Origin of the sequence: Haloechinothrix alba, from assembly GCF_900188115.1 — a bacterium.
Lineage (GTDB): Bacteria > Actinomycetota > Actinomycetes > Mycobacteriales > Pseudonocardiaceae > Haloechinothrix > Haloechinothrix alba.
Genome location: NZ_FZNW01000025.1, coordinates 23,540 through 39,512, shown reverse-complemented (window position 1 = coordinate 39,512; position 15,973 = coordinate 23,540). Strand labels below are relative to the sequence as shown.

The 15,973-nt window shown below is 70.9% G+C and carries 14 protein-coding genes and 2 pseudogenes; 7 read left to right on the top strand and 9 right to left on the bottom strand.

Annotated elements, in window-relative coordinates:
• A pseudogene (locus tag CHB84_RS19780) lies at positions 1-1,076 on the bottom strand (FGGY family carbohydrate kinase); the annotation flags it as partial.
• A gap of 3 nt (positions 1,077-1,079) precedes the next feature.
• Between CHB84_RS19780 and CHB84_RS19775 the strand changes: the two are divergent.
• From CHB84_RS19775 to CHB84_RS19750, 6 genes and pseudogenes are all read left to right on the top strand, one after another.
• Positions 1,080-1,376, top strand: a pseudogene (locus CHB84_RS19775) (aquaporin); the annotation flags it as partial.
• An 89-nt stretch (positions 1,377-1,465) separates the two neighbouring features.
• On the top strand, positions 1,466-2,986 hold the full coding sequence (gene glpK / locus CHB84_RS19770; protein WP_089303162.1) for a glycerol kinase GlpK: 1,521 nt from the start codon (positions 1,466-1,468) through the stop codon (positions 2,984-2,986).
• Between the two features lie 33 nt (positions 2,987-3,019).
• Positions 3,020-4,201, top strand: a complete 1,182-nt coding sequence (locus CHB84_RS19765; RefSeq protein ID WP_245818858.1) for a glycerol-3-phosphate dehydrogenase/oxidase — start codon at positions 3,020-3,022, stop codon at positions 4,199-4,201.
• Entirely contained in the window at positions 4,198-4,989 is a 792-nt protein-coding gene (locus CHB84_RS19760; protein ID WP_089303161.1) for an HAD-IIA family hydrolase, read from the top strand. Before CHB84_RS19765 ends, CHB84_RS19760 begins: the two co-directional genes overlap by 4 nt.
• Positions 4,990-5,068: 79 nt before the next feature.
• Complete coding sequence (rraA, locus tag CHB84_RS19755) at positions 5,069-5,551, top strand: ribonuclease E activity regulator RraA (protein ID WP_089303160.1); 483 nt, start codon at positions 5,069-5,071, stop codon at positions 5,549-5,551.
• A gap of 133 nt (positions 5,552-5,684) precedes the next feature.
• Positions 5,685-5,885, top strand: a complete 201-nt coding sequence (locus CHB84_RS19750) for a hypothetical protein (RefSeq protein ID WP_089303159.1) — start codon at positions 5,685-5,687, stop codon at positions 5,883-5,885.
• Between the two features lie 27 nt (positions 5,886-5,912).
• On the opposite strand, the gene CHB84_RS19745 is transcribed toward CHB84_RS19750, so the two are convergent.
• From CHB84_RS19745 to hutH, 6 genes are read right to left on the bottom strand one after another with little or no spacing between them, the layout of a single operon-like run.
• Complete coding sequence (locus CHB84_RS19745) at positions 5,913-6,542, bottom strand: TetR/AcrR family transcriptional regulator (protein WP_089303158.1); 630 nt, start codon at positions 6,540-6,542, stop codon at positions 5,913-5,915.
• 40 nt (positions 6,543-6,582) lie between these two features.
• A complete protein-coding gene (hutI, locus tag CHB84_RS19740; RefSeq protein WP_089303157.1) occupies positions 6,583-7,758 on the bottom strand; it encodes an imidazolonepropionase in 1,176 nt (391 codons plus the stop codon).
• A complete protein-coding gene (locus CHB84_RS19735; protein ID WP_089303156.1) occupies positions 7,758-9,080 on the bottom strand; it encodes a formimidoylglutamate deiminase in 1,323 nt (440 codons plus the stop codon). The genes hutI and CHB84_RS19735 overlap by 1 nt, the downstream gene beginning before the upstream one ends.
• On the bottom strand, positions 9,077-10,324 hold the full coding sequence (locus CHB84_RS19730; protein WP_245818857.1) for an allantoate amidohydrolase: 1,248 nt from the start codon (positions 10,322-10,324) through the stop codon (positions 9,077-9,079). The genes CHB84_RS19735 and CHB84_RS19730 overlap by 4 nt, the downstream gene beginning before the upstream one ends.
• 52 nt (positions 10,325-10,376) lie before the next feature.
• Complete coding sequence (gene hutU / locus CHB84_RS19725; RefSeq protein WP_089303154.1) at positions 10,377-12,044, bottom strand: urocanate hydratase; 1,668 nt, start codon at positions 12,042-12,044, stop codon at positions 10,377-10,379.
• A 25-nt stretch (positions 12,045-12,069) separates the two neighbouring features.
• Complete coding sequence (gene hutH / locus CHB84_RS19720) at positions 12,070-13,632, bottom strand: histidine ammonia-lyase (RefSeq protein ID WP_089303153.1); 1,563 nt, start codon at positions 13,630-13,632, stop codon at positions 12,070-12,072.
• A gap of 92 nt (positions 13,633-13,724) precedes the next feature.
• Here hutH and CHB84_RS19715 point away from each other — a divergent pair, with 92 nt between their 5' ends.
• A complete protein-coding gene (locus tag CHB84_RS19715; protein ID WP_089303152.1) occupies positions 13,725-14,510 on the top strand; it encodes an IclR family transcriptional regulator in 786 nt (261 codons plus the stop codon).
• Here the strand turns inward: CHB84_RS19715 and CHB84_RS19710 are convergent.
• Both CHB84_RS19710 and CHB84_RS22515 read right to left on the bottom strand, forming a co-directional pair.
• On the bottom strand, positions 14,507-14,722 hold the full coding sequence (locus tag CHB84_RS19710; protein WP_089303151.1) for a hypothetical protein: 216 nt from the start codon (positions 14,720-14,722) through the stop codon (positions 14,507-14,509). The two genes, CHB84_RS19715 and CHB84_RS19710, sit on opposite strands and share 4 nt — an antisense overlap.
• Positions 14,723-15,027: 305 nt before the next feature.
• On the bottom strand, positions 15,028-15,912 hold the full coding sequence (locus tag CHB84_RS22515) for a hypothetical protein (RefSeq protein WP_141134744.1): 885 nt from the start codon (positions 15,910-15,912) through the stop codon (positions 15,028-15,030).
• Positions 15,913-15,973: the final 61 nt, after the last annotated feature.

Here is a 15,973-nt window from a genome sequence, read left to right as displayed (position 1 = left end):
GAACTCCGACACACCACCAGCATATCGCACACACGTTCGACCACCCCGCAACGACACGCCGACCACACACAGACACCCGACCCCTCCACAACCCGAGCACCGAGCGAGACGGTCTCGGCCACCATGGGGCGCGTCACAGGAACACCGAGCACGTCCGCGACGAACTGCATGAGCAGGTGGTCGGACGTCATCCCCCCGTCCACCTTGAACGTGTTCAGCGTCAGATCGGAGTCGGCGTTCATGGCATCCACGACTTCCCGTGTCTGCCAGCCGGTTGCCTCCAGAACGGCGCGCGCGAGATGTCCCTTGGTGATGTAGGAGGTCAACCCGACGATGATGCCGCGCGCCTCGCTGTGCCAGTGCGGCGCGAACAGCCCGGAGAACGCCGGGATGATGTAGCAACCCCCGTTGTCATCGACCGTCCGGGCCAGCGTCTCGATCTCCGCCGCTGTATTGATCAGCCCGAGACTGTCCCGGAACCACTGCACAAGTGAGCCGGTGACCGCGATCGGGCCTTCAAGGGCATACCTGGCAGGTTCCGTTCCTATCTTGAACCCGACCGTGGTCAGCAGGCCGTGTGTGGACCGCACCGGCTCGTCCCCGGTGTCCATCAGCAGGAAGCTACCCGTGCCGTAGGTACACTTCGCGTCGCCTGCCGAGAAGCAGGTCTGCCCGAACAGCGCGGCCTGCTGGTCACCGAGGGCGGCAGCGATCGGGAGGTCCGGCACCACCCGCGTGGTCTTTCCGTACACTTCGGACTATGACCGGATGCCGGGCAACACCGAACGCGGGATGCCGAAGAACGACAGCAACTCGTCGTCCCAGTCAAGGGTGTCGAGGTTCATCAGCAGCGTCCGGCTGGCATTGGTCACGTCCGTGACGTGGATCCCGCCGTCCGAGCCGCCCGTGAGGTTCCAGATCAACCAGCTTTCCATCGTGCCGAACAGCACCTCCCCGTTCTCGGCACGCTCACGCAGGCCCGGTGAGCTCTCCAGCTTCCAGCTGATGCGCGGCGCGGAGAAGTAGGTGGCAAGCGGCAGGCCGCAGCGCCGGCTCACCTCTCCGGCACCGGGCTCCGACCTGCCGCTGTGGCCCTGCTGGTCGTGGGCATCGGCGCCTCGCTGGGAGGACCGACGGGCTACGCCATCAACCCCGCGCGCGACCTGGGACCCCGGATCGCGCACGCGCTGCTGCCGGTGCAACGCAACACCGCACCCGCCGCGGTCGCTGTCGGCTCCGGTTCCTCCCCCGACCCGGTCGCCGCAGCTCCATAGGCCACCCGCAGGAGCTCGGACTGAGCCTACTCCTGGGTACCGTTACTCGGACCCCTCGTCGGAGGAGACCTCGCCGGGCTGCTGTCCCAGGTACTGTTCTGACACGCTCGGAAGCCGCACGCACAGCTCGGGCTCCGGTTCAACCGGAGCCGGCCAGACGCCCGGCCAGCACGTTCTTCGAAAGGACCATGATGAGCGAGTTCATCGGATCGATCGACCAGGGCACCACAAGCACCCGCTTCATGGTGTTCGACCACGGCGGTAACGAGATCGTCCGCCACCAGCTGGAGCACGAACAGATCCTGCCGCGTGCCGGCTGGGTGGAACACAACCCCACCGAGATCTGGGAGCGCACCCGTTCGGTCATCACCACAGCGATGAACAAGGCCGACCTCGGTGCCGGCGACCTCGCAGCGGTCGGCATCACCAACCAGCGGGAGACCACCGTGGTGTGGAACCGCAGGACCGGGCGTACGTACTGCAACGCGATCGTCTGGCAGGACACCAGAACCGACAAGATCGCCAATGCGCTGCACCGCGACGGTCGAGCCGAGGTCGTCCGGCAGCGATCCGGCCTGCCTCCGGCGACGTACTTCGCCGGGGGAAAGCTGAAGTGGATCCTCGACAACGTCGAGGGCGTCCGCGCGGACGCCGAGAAGGGCGAGGCGATCTTCGGGACGATCGACACCTGGCTGCTGTGGAACCTCACAGGGGGCACGGACGGCGGCGTCCACGCCACCGACGCCACCAACGCGAGCCGTACCATGCTCATGGATCTCGAGACATGGGACTGGGACGACGAACTCCTGTCCTTTTTCGACGTCCCACGGAAGATGTTGCCGTTCATACTCCCGTCATCGAACCCGGAGTTCTACGGAACCACGCGCGCCGACGGGCCGTTCGGCGGTGAGGTACCACTCACCGGGGTCCTCGGTGACCAGCAGGCCGCCACCGTCGGTCAGGTGTGTTTCAAACCGGGGGAGGCGAAGAACACCTACGGCACCGGCAACTTCCTGTTGCTCAACACCGGCAATGAGATCGTACGGTCCGAGCACGGGTTGCTGACCACGATCTGCTACCAGTTCGGGGAGCACAAGCCGGTCTACGCGCTGGAAGGCTCGATCGCGGTCACCGGCTCCGCCGTGCAGTGGCTGCGCGACCAGCTCGGCATCATCTCCGGAGCGGCGCAGAGCGAGGCACTGGCAGGACAGGTCTCCGACAACGGTGGTGTCTACTTCGTCCCCGCGTTCTCGGGCCTGTTCGCGCCGTACTGGCGTTCCGACGCCCGTGGGGCCATCGTCGGCCTGTCGCGATACAGCACGAACGCGCACATCGCGCGGGCGACGCTCGAGTCGATCTGCTTCCAGACGCGCGACGTCGTCGACGCGATGCAGGCCGACTCCGGGGTCACTCTCGACGTGCTGCGGGCGGACGGCGGGGTCACCGCGAACGAGCTGTGCATGCAGATGCAGGCGGACGTGCTGGGCGTGCCCGTGTACCGGCCCGTTGTCGCGGAGACGACCGCGCTGGGCGCGGCCTACGCGGCCGGGCTCGCCGTCGGGTTCTGGCGCAGCACCGACGAGCTCGTGGAGAACTGGCAGGAGGACAAGCGCTGGCAGCCCACCTGGGACTCCGACCGCAGGGAGAGCGAGCACGCCCGCTGGAAGAAGGCCGTCTCGCGCACCCTCGACTGGGTCGATGTGGACGGCTGAGAGGCAGCAGGGCCCGACGACGCGCGGCACACGATGACGATCGCGCGCACCGCCGCGCAGCACGGGGCGGTCGCGCTCGCCCGGACCCGCGTCGAACGCTTCGTGCACGAGTCCGGAACGGTGACCGGTGCCGTGGTTCGCGACCTCGAGTCCGGCCGGGAGATCGTCACCCGCGCCAAGCGCGTGATCAACGCGACCGGGGTGTGGACCGACGAGATGCATCGTGCCGCCGGAACCGACGGCCCGTTCTCGGTACGCTCCTCCAAGGGCGTGCACATCCTCGTGCCACGTGAGCGTATCGACCTGGCCACCGGGCTGATCCTGCGCACGGAGAAGAGCGTGTTGTTCGTGATCCCGTGGGAACGGCACTGGATCATCGGCACGACCGACACCGAATGGGACCACGACAAGGTGCATCCCGCCGCTTCCGGGGCCGACCTGGACTACCTGCTCGGGCGGGTCAACGCGGTGCTGCGCGAGCCGCTCAGCCACGCGAACGTCGAGGGCATCTACGCCGGGCTACGGCCCCTGCTCGCCGGTACCGGCGACGACACGGCGCGGCTGTCCCGTGAGCACGCCGTCGCCGAGCCGGTCCCCGGGCTGACCGTGGTCGCGGGCGGGACGTACACCACCTCCCGGGTCATGGCCGCCGACGCGGTGGACCACGCGGCCGCCGGGCTCGGGCGTGCCGTCTCGCCCTCCCTGACGGACAAGTTGCCGCTCGTCGGCGCGGTGGGCTATCACGAGATGTGGCAGCACAGGGACGCGGTGGCGCGGCGCTTCCAGGTACCCGCCGGCCTCGTCGAACACCTGCTCGGCCGGTACGGCTCCCACGCCGGCGAGGTGCTCGCGCTCATCGCCGAACACCCCGACCTCGCCGCGCAGGTTCCCGGCGCGGAGGGCTACCGGATGGCGGAGATCCACTACGCCGTCACCCACGACGGCGCGCTTCACCTCGAGGATGTGCTCACCAGGCGCACCCGCGTCTCCATCGAGGACGCGGGCCGGGGGCTGACAGCCGCCCCGAGGTCGCCTCGCTCATGGGGCGGCTGCTCGGCTGGGACAGCGAACGGGTGCACCAGGAGGTCACCTTCTACACCGAGCGGGTACACGCCGAGCGCCGCGCCCAGGAGGCCGCCGACGACGCGACGGCCACCGCTGCCCGCCTGGCGGCACCTGACCCGATGGCCGCGGCGCACTAGGCTCGTGGCATGAACACTCAGGCGTGGAACTACCTCACGGACATGGACGGGGTGCTCGTACACGAGGAGCACATGGTCGCGGGGGCCGACGAGTTCCTCGCCGAGCTGCGCGCGGACGGGCGGCCGTTCCTCGTACTGACGAACAACTCGATCTACACGCCCCGTGACCTGCGGGCGCGGCTGCTGGCGTCCGGCCTGGACGTTCCGGAGGGCGCCATCTGGACCTCCGCGCTGGCGACCGCGAAGTTCCTGAGCTGGCAACGGCCGAACGGCACGGCCTTCGTCATCGGCGAGGCCGGGCTGACCACCGCCCTGCACCAGGCAGGCTACGTGCTCACCGAGCGCTCTCCCGACTACGTGGTGCTCGGGGAGACCCGCACGTACAGCTTCAGCGCGATCACCAAGGCGATCAGGCTGATCAACGCGGGGGCGCGCTTCATCGCCACCAACCCGGACGCGACGGCACCCAGCCTGGAGGGGGCGCTTCCGGCGACCGGGTCGGTCGCCGCGCTCATCGAGCGGGCGACCGGAAAGCAGCCCTATTACGTCGGCAAACCGAACCCGCTGATGATGCGGTCCGCGTTGAGTGTGCTCGGCGCGCACTCGGAGGACACCGTGATGATCGGCGACCGGATGGACACCGACGTGCACGCCGGGATCGAGTCGGGGCTGCGCACGATCCTGGTGCTCACCGGGATCGCCACCAAGGACTCGGCGGAGTGCTACCCGTACCGGCCGAACATGGTGCTCGACTCGATCGCCGACCTCCTCGGGCACACCGGCGACCCGTTCGGCGACTAGCCGATCAGGGCGGCACGGCCGCGCCCGGGGCACCGGCGAGACCGCGGCCGCAGGAGCCCCCCTTGATACTCTCAGGCATGTGAGTGAATCCTTCAGCACCGCCGATCTTGTCGACGAGCACGGCACCGCGCTGCGCGTGTGCGACACCCAGTTCCACCAGTTCGGCAAGTACCGGGCATTCTCCGGATCCGTACGCACGGTGTCCTGCCATCAGGACAACGGACTGCTGCGCGAGCTGCTGCGCACCCCCGGAGACGGGTGCGTCCTCGTCGTCGACGGCGGCGGCTCGCTGCACACCGCGCTGACCGGGGACCTCATCGCGCAGTCGGCCGTGGACAACGGTTGGTGCGGGCTCGTGCTGCACGGGGCGGTGCGGGACAGTCCCGTACTGGCCGACCTGCCCATCGGCATCAAGGCACTCGGTACGAACCCGCGCAAGAGCAGCAAGGACGGCGCGGGCGCCGTGGACATCCCCGTCGGGTTCGGAGGAGTCACGTTCCACCCCGGCGACCACCTCTGTGCCGATGACGACGGTGTCGTGCTGCTGCCCCCTGCCGGCTGAACGCCCCGCGGCGAATCGTCCGATCGGGGAAAGTAGACGCAGTGACGTAACACACACTCCCGAAATGAGATATCACGGATGTCCCGGGGGCACGGTGGCGCCCGCGCCGGGGTCGGACAGGAGGGAGTGTCTGATGGGCAGCAGCGCAGGCACGGGTCGGCACGCTACATCCGCGGCGCCTCGCGAGCGGCGACGAGGCCCGGAAGCCGGACGGGGGACCAGCAGGGAGACCACCGAACAGCGAACGAGCGCGATCCCGCGGCCCCGCCGCGAACCGCCGGACGGCGACACCGACGACGGCTTCGAACCGACGATCGTACGCGGAAGGGAATAGGCGGCAGGCAACCAGCCGGGAGCCCGGTCAGGATGCGGTCACCAGTGCGGTCGTCAGGCGGACGAGCTCGTCGATGACGTCGTCGAGGGACCCGGCCACCGCACCGGTCGACCAGTGATACACCAGCTCGTTGACCCCGCCGATCAGGGCAACCGCACCCAGCTGGAAATCGCGGTCGGCGGCCTCGCCCCGCGCGACCGCACGCCGCGACTCGGCGTCGAGGAACTCGACCCAGCGCGCCCGCCAGTCCAACCGGTGCCGTTCCACGGCGTCGCTGATCCCGACGAGCTCGACGTAGGACAGCCGGGCCCAGCGCGGGTCCTCGGCGGTGGTGGTGATGTAGGCGCGCATCCCGCGCTCGACCCGCTCGCGCAACGGGCGGTCCTCCGCCCCTGCCAGGGCCTGCACCACCGCATCCATCGCGCGCTCGATAACCCGGTCGTGCAGCCGCATCAGCAGCGCTTCCCTGCTGCCGAACTCCTCGTAGAAGTTCCGGGTGGACACACCGGCCGTGCTACACAACTTCTCGATCGAGCTCGCCGCGTACCCCTCGGTGCCGAACAGCTCGAGCCCGGCCGCCATCAGCCGCTCGCGCCGCTCGGCGCTGCGCTCGGCAGCCGAACGCCCCGCGTAGCTGCGTTGTGGTCGCGTAGCCATCCAGCCATTATGGCCTGCCGCCGCGGCTCTCCCGCACACCTCAGCGCAGCCGGACGCCCTTGCACCAGACGGCCCACGTCAACGGCACCCCCGGCCGGTAGGCCAGATGCGTCACCGACGGTGCGTCGAGCACGTGCACGTCCGCACGAGCCCCCTCGCGTAGCACGCCGACGGCGCCCTCCCCGCTGTCGGCACGCAGTGCCTTGGCCCCGCCCCGGGTCGCCGCCCACACCGCCTCGGGAACCGTCAGCCCCATCTGCAGCACCGCGGTCGCCACGCAGTACGCCATCGAGGTCGTGTAGGAGCTTCCCGGGTTGGCGTTGGTGGCCAGTGCCACGACGGCACCGGCATCCAGCAGTGCGCGGGCCGGGGCCAGCGGTCCCCGTGTCGACAGGTCGCAGGCAGGCAGCACGGTGGCAACCGTGCCCGTCGCCGCGCCGCTCCAGCTGTCGGCCAGCGCCGCCACATCGGCCTCGTCCAGGTAGCTGCAGTGATCCACGCTGGCGGCGCGGCACCGCACGGCGAGCCGCACCCCCGGTCCGGGACCGAGCTGGTTACCGTGTACCCGCACACCGAGGCCACGGTCGGCGGCGGCCCGCAGCACCCGCTCGGACTGCTCCTCGTCGAAGGCACCGGTATCGCAGAAGGCATCGACCCAGCTCACGTGCTCGGCCACCGCGTCGAGCATCGGGCCGGTCACGGTGTCGAGGTACTCATCGGCCGCGCACTCACCGGGAACGATGTGCGCGCCGAGGAAGGTGACCTCGTCGGCCACCCGGGCCGCGACCCGGGCGGACCGCAGCTCGTCGGTGACCGTCAGTCCGTACCCTGTCTTGGTCTCGAGGTACGTGGTGCCCTGCATCCGCGCCTCGTGCGCCAGCCGTGCCAGGTTGCCGGCAAGGACGTCGTCCGGCGCGCGCCGCGTCGCGTCCACGGTCACGGCGATGCCGCCCGCGGAGTACGGCTCGCCCGCCATACGCGCCTCGAACTCCGCGGTGCGGTCGCCCGCGAACACCAGGTGGGTGTGCGAGTCGACCCAGCCGGGCAGCACCGCCCGGCCCCCGACGTCCACCCGCTCGTCGGCGGGCCCGGCACGGTGCGCGGGGCCGACCCAGTCGACGCGGTCGTCGTCGAGCACCACCGCGGCCGAGCGCAACGTGCCCAGCTCCGGCTCGTTCGTGGTCAGCTCGCCGATTCCGGTTATCAATCGGGCCATCACGCCGTCACCTCCTGGACGGCCGCTGCGAGGCGCGCGGCCGGATCCGTAACGCGCAGGTGCTCGCCCTCCCTTACCTGCCACCGCCCGTCGACCAGCACGTCGCGGACGTCGCTCGCGGAGGCGCACAGCGGCACACCGGCGGGCTCACTCCCCGCCGTACGCGGCGAGTCCAGTGTCACGCGCACCAGGTCCGCCCGCGCGCCCTGCACGAGGCGACCGGTGTCCGGCCACCCGATCGCCGCGTGCGCCGAGCCCGCCCCGATCAGCTCGGCCGGGGTGAAGTGCCCGCGGGACCGCCTTCCGATGCGCTCTGCCATCTCGATCGAGCGCAGCTCGGCGAACGGGTCCACGACCGCTTGCGAGTCGCTGCCCACACTCAACCGCGCCCCGGCATCGGCCAGCTCCCATGCGGGGCCGGTACCGTCACCGAGGTCCTGCTCCGTTGTCGGGCACAGGCACACCCAGGAGCCGGACGAGCCGAGCCAGGTGGCATCCAGCGCAGAGGCGTGCGTGGCGTGTACCGCGACGAACCGCTCGTCCAGCGCACCGGCCTCGGCGAGCAGCTGCACGGGACTGCGCCCGTAGGCGGCCTGGCACGCCTCGTTCTCCGCGCGCTGCTCCGAGACGTGCGCGTGCAGCGGGGCTCCCCGCTCCCGCGACCACGCGACCACCACCGGGATGTGCTCGGCCGGTACGGCGCGGACGGAATGCACCGCGGCACCGACGCGCACGTGCCCGGCACCGGGTTCGAACGCGGCGGCCCGAGCCGCCCAGGCTTCGGCGTCTCCGTCGGAGAAGCGGTACTGGACAGGGTCGAGCCGCTCGCCGCGGACGCCTCCGGTGAGGTAGCAGGTGTCCAGTACTGTCAGCTTGATCCCCACCTCACCCGCCGCGCTCACCAGTGCGTGCGCCATCGCGTGCTGATCGGCGTACCGCCTTCCGTCACGGTCGTGGTGCACGTAGTGGAACTCGCCGACCGAGGTGTACCCGGCAAGCAGCATCTCGGTGAACACGGCCCTGGCGATGCGGTAGCAGGTGTCCGGATCGAGGCGTTCGACCAGCCGGTACATCCGGTCCCGCCAGGTCCAGAAGGTCCCGCCCCCTCCGTGCGTCCTGCCTCGCAACGCGCGGTGGAACGCGTGCGAGTGGACATTGGCGAAACCGGGGACGACGAGGCCGGTCAGCACGGTTCCCGCCCGCGGCGCGTCCCGCGTGACCGCGCTGATCCTGCCCCCCTCCACCGTGAGCGCGACAGCGGGCGCCGGACCGTCCGGCAGCCACGCGTGCTCACACCAGTACGTCTGGCTCACGCCTGTCACCCACCACCTTCACCGCACGCCGCCTGCTCGGCGATCACCCGGGCCAGCGCCGCGACACCTTCCGCGCAGTCGGCCGGTTCGGCATGCTCGTCCGGAGCATGCGATATGCCGGTCGGGTTGCGCACGTACAGCATCCCGGCAGGTACGTGCGCGGCGAGCACGCCCGCGTCGTGCCCGGCACCGGTGGCCAGGACCGGTACATCCCCGAGGACCGCACGCATGCCGGCCCGCAGCGCCGGGTCGAACCGGGTGGTCTCGCTCCAGGATTCCTCACGCACCTCGACCGCGCAGCCCTCCTCCTCGGCAGCGGCACGCGCGGCGGCCTCCACTTCGGTCGCCACGGCGCGTGCAGCGGGCTCGGCTGCCGCGCGCGCGTCCAGCCACACGTCGACCCTGGACGGGACGACATTGGTTCCTCCCGGGTAGGCGGTGACGCGCCCGACGGTTGCCCGCGCCTGGTCGGCCCGGGCTTCGCGCGCGGCGGCACGTGCGGCCAGCACAGCCCGCGCGGCGGGAACCATGGGGTCCCGCCGGTCGTCGAGCACAGCCGTACCCGCGTGGTCGCCCACACCGGTGAAGCTCAGCCGCCAGCGACCGTGCGGGTCGATGGTCGAGGCCACCGCGACAGGCTCGTCCAGGTCGGCGAGGCAGCGTCCCTGCTCGACGTGCAGCTCGACAAAGGTGCCGATGCGCGCGAGGCGCTCGGGATCGGGGCCGATGAACCGCGGTGGCACGCCGCGGTGCTCGGCGACCTCGGCGAACGTGTACCCGTCCGCGTCGCGCAACCGCAAGGCGCGGGCCGGGTCGACGGCGCCGGTCATCAGCCGCGAGCCGAGACACGGCAGGCCGAATCGGCCGCCTTCCTCCTCGGCGAAGACCACGACGGCCACCGGCCGTGCGGGCCGGAAACCGCACGCGCGCAGGCGGTCCACCGCGCACAGCGCCGAGATCACGCCGAGCGGGCCGTCGAACGCCCCTCCGCCCGGCACCGAGTCGAGATGGCTCCCGGTGACCACTGCGGCCTGCCTGGGGCGGCTCGGGCCGGGCCACCACGCCCACAGGTTGCCGTTGCCGTCCTGCTCGAGGTCGAGATCGCGCGCGGCGGCCTCGGCACGGAACCACTCCCGCAGCTCGAGCTCACTGCTGGTGAACACGTGCCGCGAGTACCCACCACGCAGGCGGTCCCCACCGATCCCCTCGATCCCCTTGAGGGTGCGCTGAATGACGCTTTCCGTCCACTGCACGGACTCTGTGCGTCTTTCGCTCCGCTGAATGGACTGAAAGCGTCTTTCAGCACTACCCGGCGGCATGGTCGCCTCGCATCGGGATACGGACATCGCGCTCGGCAGCTGTGCGCTCGGCGCGCTCGTAGCCTGCGTCGCAGTGCCGGATCACGCCCATGCCCGGATCGTTCGACAGCACGCGCTCGAGCTTACGCGCGGCGAGCTCACTGCCGTCCGCCACACAGACCTGCCCGGCATGGATCGACCGCCCCATCCCGACGCCACCGCCGTGATGCAGGGATACCCAACTCGCCCCGGACGCCGAGTTGACGAGCGCGTTGAGCAACGGCCAGTCCGCGATCGCGTCGGACCCGTCCGCCATGCACTCCGTCTCGCGGTACGGCGAGGCGACCGACCCGCAGTCGAGGTGATCCCGGCCGATGGCTACCGGAGCCGACAGCTCCCCCGAAGCGATCATCTCGTTGAACCGCAACCCCGCACGGTGCCGCTCGCCGTAGCCCAACCAGCAGATCCGCGCGGGAAGTCCCTGGAAGGCGACTCGCTCACCGGCCATCGCGATCCACCGGGCCAACCCGGGCTGGTCGCCGAAGAGCTCGAGCACAGCCCGGTCGGTCGCGGCGATGTCGGCGGGGTCGCCGGACAGCGCAACCCAGCGGAACGGTCCCTTACCCTCGCAGAACAGCGGGCGCAGGTACGCGGGCACGAACCCCGGGTAGGCGAACGCACGCTCGAAGCCACCGAGCCGGGCCTCGCCGCGCAGCGAGTTGCCGTAGTCGAACACCTCGGCCCCGCCGTCGAGGAAACCGACCATGCCTGCCACGTGCGCGGCCATCGACTCGCGGGCGCGCTCGGTGAACTCCTCCGGCTTGGCGCGCGCGTAGCCTGCCCACTCGGCCACGTCGACCCCGGCAGGCAGGTAGGCGAGCGGGTCGTGCGCCGAAGTCTGGTCGGTGACGATGTCCACCTCCACTCCCCTCCTGAGCAGCTCCGGTACCACCTCGGCCGCGTTGCCGAGCACACCGACCGACAGTGCCTGCCGGGCCCGCCGTGCCTGGTCGACGCGGCGAACGGCGTCGTCGAGGTCGGTAGCGAGCCGGTCGAGGTAGCCGGTGTCGAGCCTGCGCCGCGCCCGCGCCGCATCGCACTCCACGACCAGCGCCACTCCCCCGTTCATGGTGACCGCGAGCGGCTGGGCACCTCCCATGCCGCCGAGCCCGGCCGTGAGGGTCAACGTACCTGCGAGCGAGCCGCCGAACCGCTTGTCGGCGACCGCCGCGAACGTCTCGTAGGTACCCTGCAGGATCCCCTGCGTACCGATATAGATCCACGAACCGGCAGTCATCTGCCCGTACATGGTCAGGCCGAGGGCCTCCAGCCGCCGGAACTCCTCCCAGCTCGCCCAGTCGGGCACCAGGTTCGCGTTGGCGATCAGCACCCGCGGAGCCCACTCGTGCGTGCGCAGCAGGCCGACCGGCTTACCCGACTGCACGAGCAGGGTCTCGTCGTCCTCCAGCTCGGTGAGGTGGCCGCTGATCGCGTCGAAACTCGCCCAGTCCCGTGCCGCCTTCCCGGTCCCGCCGTAGACGACCAGGTCCTCGGGACGTTCGGCCACCTCGGGATCGAGGTTGTTGTGCAGCATCCGCAGGGCAGCCTCGGACTGCCAGTTCCGTGCGGTCAGTGTGCTGCCCCGCGCTGCCCGTACCGTACGGCTCTCGGTCACGTGTGGCCTCCGTTCGCGCTCGCGTTCACAACTCGGGCGGTAAGTACGGCGCTACGGCCTCGTGCACCTCGCCGCCGCGCACAACCTCGGCCGCCGCGGCGATCTCCGGCGCGAGGTGCCGGTCGGGTCCGGCACCGGCAACCCGCTTACGCAGCACGGCCACCGCCGCCTCGGTGGCCGGTGCCGGGCGCAGCGGGGACCGCAGGTCCAACGCGCGTGCCGCGGTGAGGAACTCGACGGCCAGCACCGTCGTCAGCCCGTCGATGGCGGTACGCAGTTTGCGTGCCGCCGACCACCCCATCGACACATGGTCCTCCTGCATCGCCGAGCTCGGTACCGAGTCCACGGATGCCGGAACGGCCAGTCGCTTGAGCTCCGAGACAAGCGCGGCCTGGGTGTACTGCGCGATCATGTGACCCGAGTCGACCCCGGGGTCGTCGGCGAGAAACGGCGGCAGCCCGGAGGAGCGGGCGACGTCGAGCATCCGGTCGGTGCGCCGCTCGGCCATGCTCGCGAGGTCGGCGACGGGCACGGCAAGGAAGTCGAGGACGTAGCCGAGTGGCGCGCCGTGGAAGTTGCCGTTCGACTCCACCCTGCCGTCATCGAGGACAACCGGGTTGTCGATCGCGGAGGCGAGCTCGCGGCCCGCGACCATCCTGGCGTGCTCGAGGGTGTCGCGCGCCGCACCGTGCACCTGCGGGGCGCACCGCAGGGAGTAGGCGTCCTGCACGCGCGGGCAGTCGTCCCCGCGGTGGCTCGCGACGATGGCCGAACCCGCGAGCAGCGCGCTCATCCGGGCCGCCGACACGGCCTGCCCCTGGTGCGGCCGAAGGAACTGCAGGTCGTCCGCGAAGACCCGGTCGGTACCCAGCAACGCCTCCACGCTCATCGCCGCAGTCAGGTCGGCCGTGTCGAGCAGCCGCCCGAGATCGACGAGCACGAGCACGAGCATGCCGAGCATGCCCTCGGTGCCGTTGGTCAGAGCCAGGCCTTCCTTCTCAGCCAGCCGCACCGGCGCGATACCGGCCGAGGCGAGCGCATCGGCGGCCGCGACCGTGTGGCCGGACGACGTGACCACCTCGCCCTCCCCGATCAGCGCGAGAGCCACCGCGGACAGCGGCGCCAGATCACCGGAACACCCGAGCGACCCGTAGGTGTGCACCACGGGGGTCACCCCCGCGTTGAGCAGGCCTGCCAACGCCTCGGCGGTGCCGAGGGTGACGCCGGTCCGCCCGGTGGCGATCGTCCGCAGCCGCAGCAGCATCATCGCGCGGACCACCTCGACCTCCACGCGCTCGCCTGCCCCGGCCGCGTGCGAGCGGACAAGTGACCGTTGCAGGTCGGCACGCTTGTCCTGGGGGATCGACTGCACCGCAAGGGCGCCGAACCCGGTCGAGATGCCGTAAGCCGGGCGTGCCCCGGCGGCGAGCCGGTCCACGTGCTCGCGTGCCGTGGTGATGCGGCGCTTCGCGGCGTCGTCGAGCTCGACGGGAGCATCGTGCCGTGCGACCGCGTGCACCTGCTTCGGGGTCAGTGGCTCGGGCCCCACCACGACGGCGGGCTCGCTGCTGGCAGCCGGGACAGTCATGCCCCTATTGCACCGCTTCGATTGCCACTTCTCACCCGAGGCGAGCAGAATAGTGTCTGGTATTTCAGACAGCCGGCCGGGAGCGAGCGACCATGGGCACGAGTTCGGAGATACCGGCGCTACGGAGGGGGCTTGCGGTGTTGCGCCTGCTCGCCTCGCACGCGGGACCGGTCCCGGCGGCGACCGTGGCCAGGACCCTGGACCTGCCCCGCTCGACCACGTATCACCTGCTGAACGAGCTGGAAAGCGCCGGTTTCGTGACACACCTGCCCGCCGAACGGCGCTACGGGCTGGGAATCGCCGCCTTCGAGCTCGGCTCGGCGTACCTGCGGCACGAGCCACTCGAGCGGCTCGCGGGCCCGATCCTGCGTACCCTCGTCGACCGCATGCAGCACACCGCGCATCTCGGCGTGCTACACGGCAACGAGTCCCTCTACCTGGTCAAGGAGCGCCCCACACATCCGGAGACGGTCGTGACCGATGTCGGGGTGCGGCTTCCCGCGCACCTGACCGCGACCGGACGCGCCATCCTCGCGTACCTCTCCCGCCCCCAGGTACGGGCCCTGTTCCCGGACGCCGACGCGTTCGTCCTGCGCACCAGCCGTGGCCCACGCACCCTCGGCGAGCTGCGCGAGCGGCTGGCCACGGAATGCCGCACCGGCTGGGCCGTCGAGGACGGCTTCGTCACCACCGACTTCGCGTCGGTGGCCTGCCCGGTGTTCGACCATTCCACGCACCCGATCGCCGCGATCAGCATGACGTTCCGCCACCCGTGCGACGGCAAGCGGGCGTGCTCGGAAACCTGGCCTGCCCTGGCCGCCGCGGTACGCGGCGCGGCGCGCGAACTCACGAGCAGGCTCGGCGGCCGGGACGGCTAGTTGGCCGGGGACGCCGAGTCGGGACGCACCGACTCCGGTTCGAGTCCGAGCATCTCGAGCAGCTCCCTGCACTCGACCGCATCGGTGGAGTGTCCGGCCACCGTGATGGCGGCCCTGTTCGCCTGATCCTGCTGGCGGGCTCGCTCGACCTCCCGGCCTTCCGCGGACCAGCGATGGTCCTCGTCGGTACTCACGTGCCGTGCCAACATCATGTGGTCTCCTCGTTCCGGCTGTCCGTGCTTGGAGTTCCAGCCGTGCGGATCACGCACGCGTGACCATCATTACAGTCGAGCAACCCGTGGTGGGCGCATCTGCGTCAGTGGCACACCTACGCCATCAGACCACTGGGCGGCACGCCCGGAAAGTAAAGGCCCCGGGCTCGACGGCCTGGGGGGAAACCGGAGCCCGGGGCTACCGTCTGCCGCTGGGGGACCGGCAGACACCATTCAGCCTAATCTATGAGCCGGTACATGCAAAGAGATGCACCGAAGTGTCGCCCACCACAGCTCGCCCGGTATCAGCCACGCGCGCCGTTGCTCCCGGAACGGCCGCGCTCACCCCGGTCGGACGAGTTGTCCTGCCCGCCACGCTCGCCCGAGCGCGTGCTCGACTCCGGAGCACCGGACTCGGACGGCGGGTTGCCCGAGCGCGGCGGCTCGTTCGATCCAGGTGGCTGCGAGCTCTCCGGTGGCCGCGTGGACCGCGGCGGCTGCGAGCTCTCCGGCGGCCCGCCCGACTCCGGTGGCCGCGAGGACTGCGGAGCGTCGGACTCGTGCGTTCGTGACCTCGACGGCGCCGCCGATGACTCGGGCGGTTCGGGCTGCTCGGGCGAGCTCGACTCCTCCCGCGGCGCCGAGTCGGTACTCGACGCGGGCTCGCTCGTGCGCGACGTCCCGCTTCCGGACCGCTCCCGTTGCCCGGTGGGTGTCGTACTGGGCGCGGAGCCCCTCGAGGTGCTCTCTGCGGCATTCCCCTCGCCGGTCTCACCCGTGATGCCGCTCCAGGTCGGCAACACACCCGACAGCGAGCCGGTGTCGTGTCCCGCGGGGGCACCACCGCCGCTACCTGCCACGTGCGCCGCCGATGACCCCGCACCGGGGTCGTTCGACTCGCTCCCGTGACTCCCGGCACCCAGGGTGGTCGGCAAGCCGGGATCGTCCTGGTTCGGGTTCGGGTGCGCCCAATCGCTCGGCGCGCTCGGCGCGGGCGACAACCCCGTCTCCGGCGCCAGGGCGAGCATGCCCATCGCGGTCGCACCGCACAGCACGGTGACGCTCGCGGCTACAGCGGCGGGACCGCCGCGCCTGCGCTCGACGCGCCGCAGCACGGGCTCGGAACGGCGACCTTCCCGGCGCAGCAACTCGGCGACCGAGACAGGCGGGTCCGACTCACGTGGGGCCACTCGCACACCTCCCGATCCGTCACCATCGGCGCTCATCTTTTCTACACCCGTTACCGATTCG

What these genes read in the sequence shown, in the direction of transcription:
- CHB84_RS19710 (WP_089303151.1), bottom strand. Translation starts at nt 14,722, where the DNA reads ATGATGTTGGCACGGCACGTGAGTACCGACGAGGACCATCGCTGGTCC.
- CHB84_RS19760 (WP_089303161.1), top strand. Translation starts at nt 4,198, where the DNA reads ATGAACACTCAGGCGTGGAACTACCTCACGGACATGGACGGGGTGCTC.
- CHB84_RS19745 (WP_089303158.1), bottom strand. Translation starts at nt 6,542, where the DNA reads ATGGCTACGCGACCACAACGCAGCTACGCGGGGCGTTCGGCTGCCGAG.
- glpK (WP_089303162.1), top strand. Translation starts at nt 1,466, where the DNA reads ATGAGCGAGTTCATCGGATCGATCGACCAGGGCACCACAAGCACCCGC.
- CHB84_RS19765 (WP_245818858.1), top strand. Translation starts at nt 3,020, where the DNA reads ATGACGATCGCGCGCACCGCCGCGCAGCACGGGGCGGTCGCGCTCGCC.
- CHB84_RS19715 (WP_089303152.1), top strand. Translation starts at nt 13,725, where the DNA reads ATGGGCACGAGTTCGGAGATACCGGCGCTACGGAGGGGGCTTGCGGTG.
- hutH (WP_089303153.1), bottom strand. Translation starts at nt 13,632, where the DNA reads ATGACTGTCCCGGCTGCCAGCAGCGAGCCCGCCGTCGTGGTGGGGCCC.
- hutI (WP_089303157.1), bottom strand. Translation starts at nt 7,758, where the DNA reads ATGGCCCGATTGATAACCGGAATCGGCGAGCTGACCACGAACGAGCCG.
- CHB84_RS19750 (WP_089303159.1), top strand. Translation starts at nt 5,685, where the DNA reads ATGGGCAGCAGCGCAGGCACGGGTCGGCACGCTACATCCGCGGCGCCT.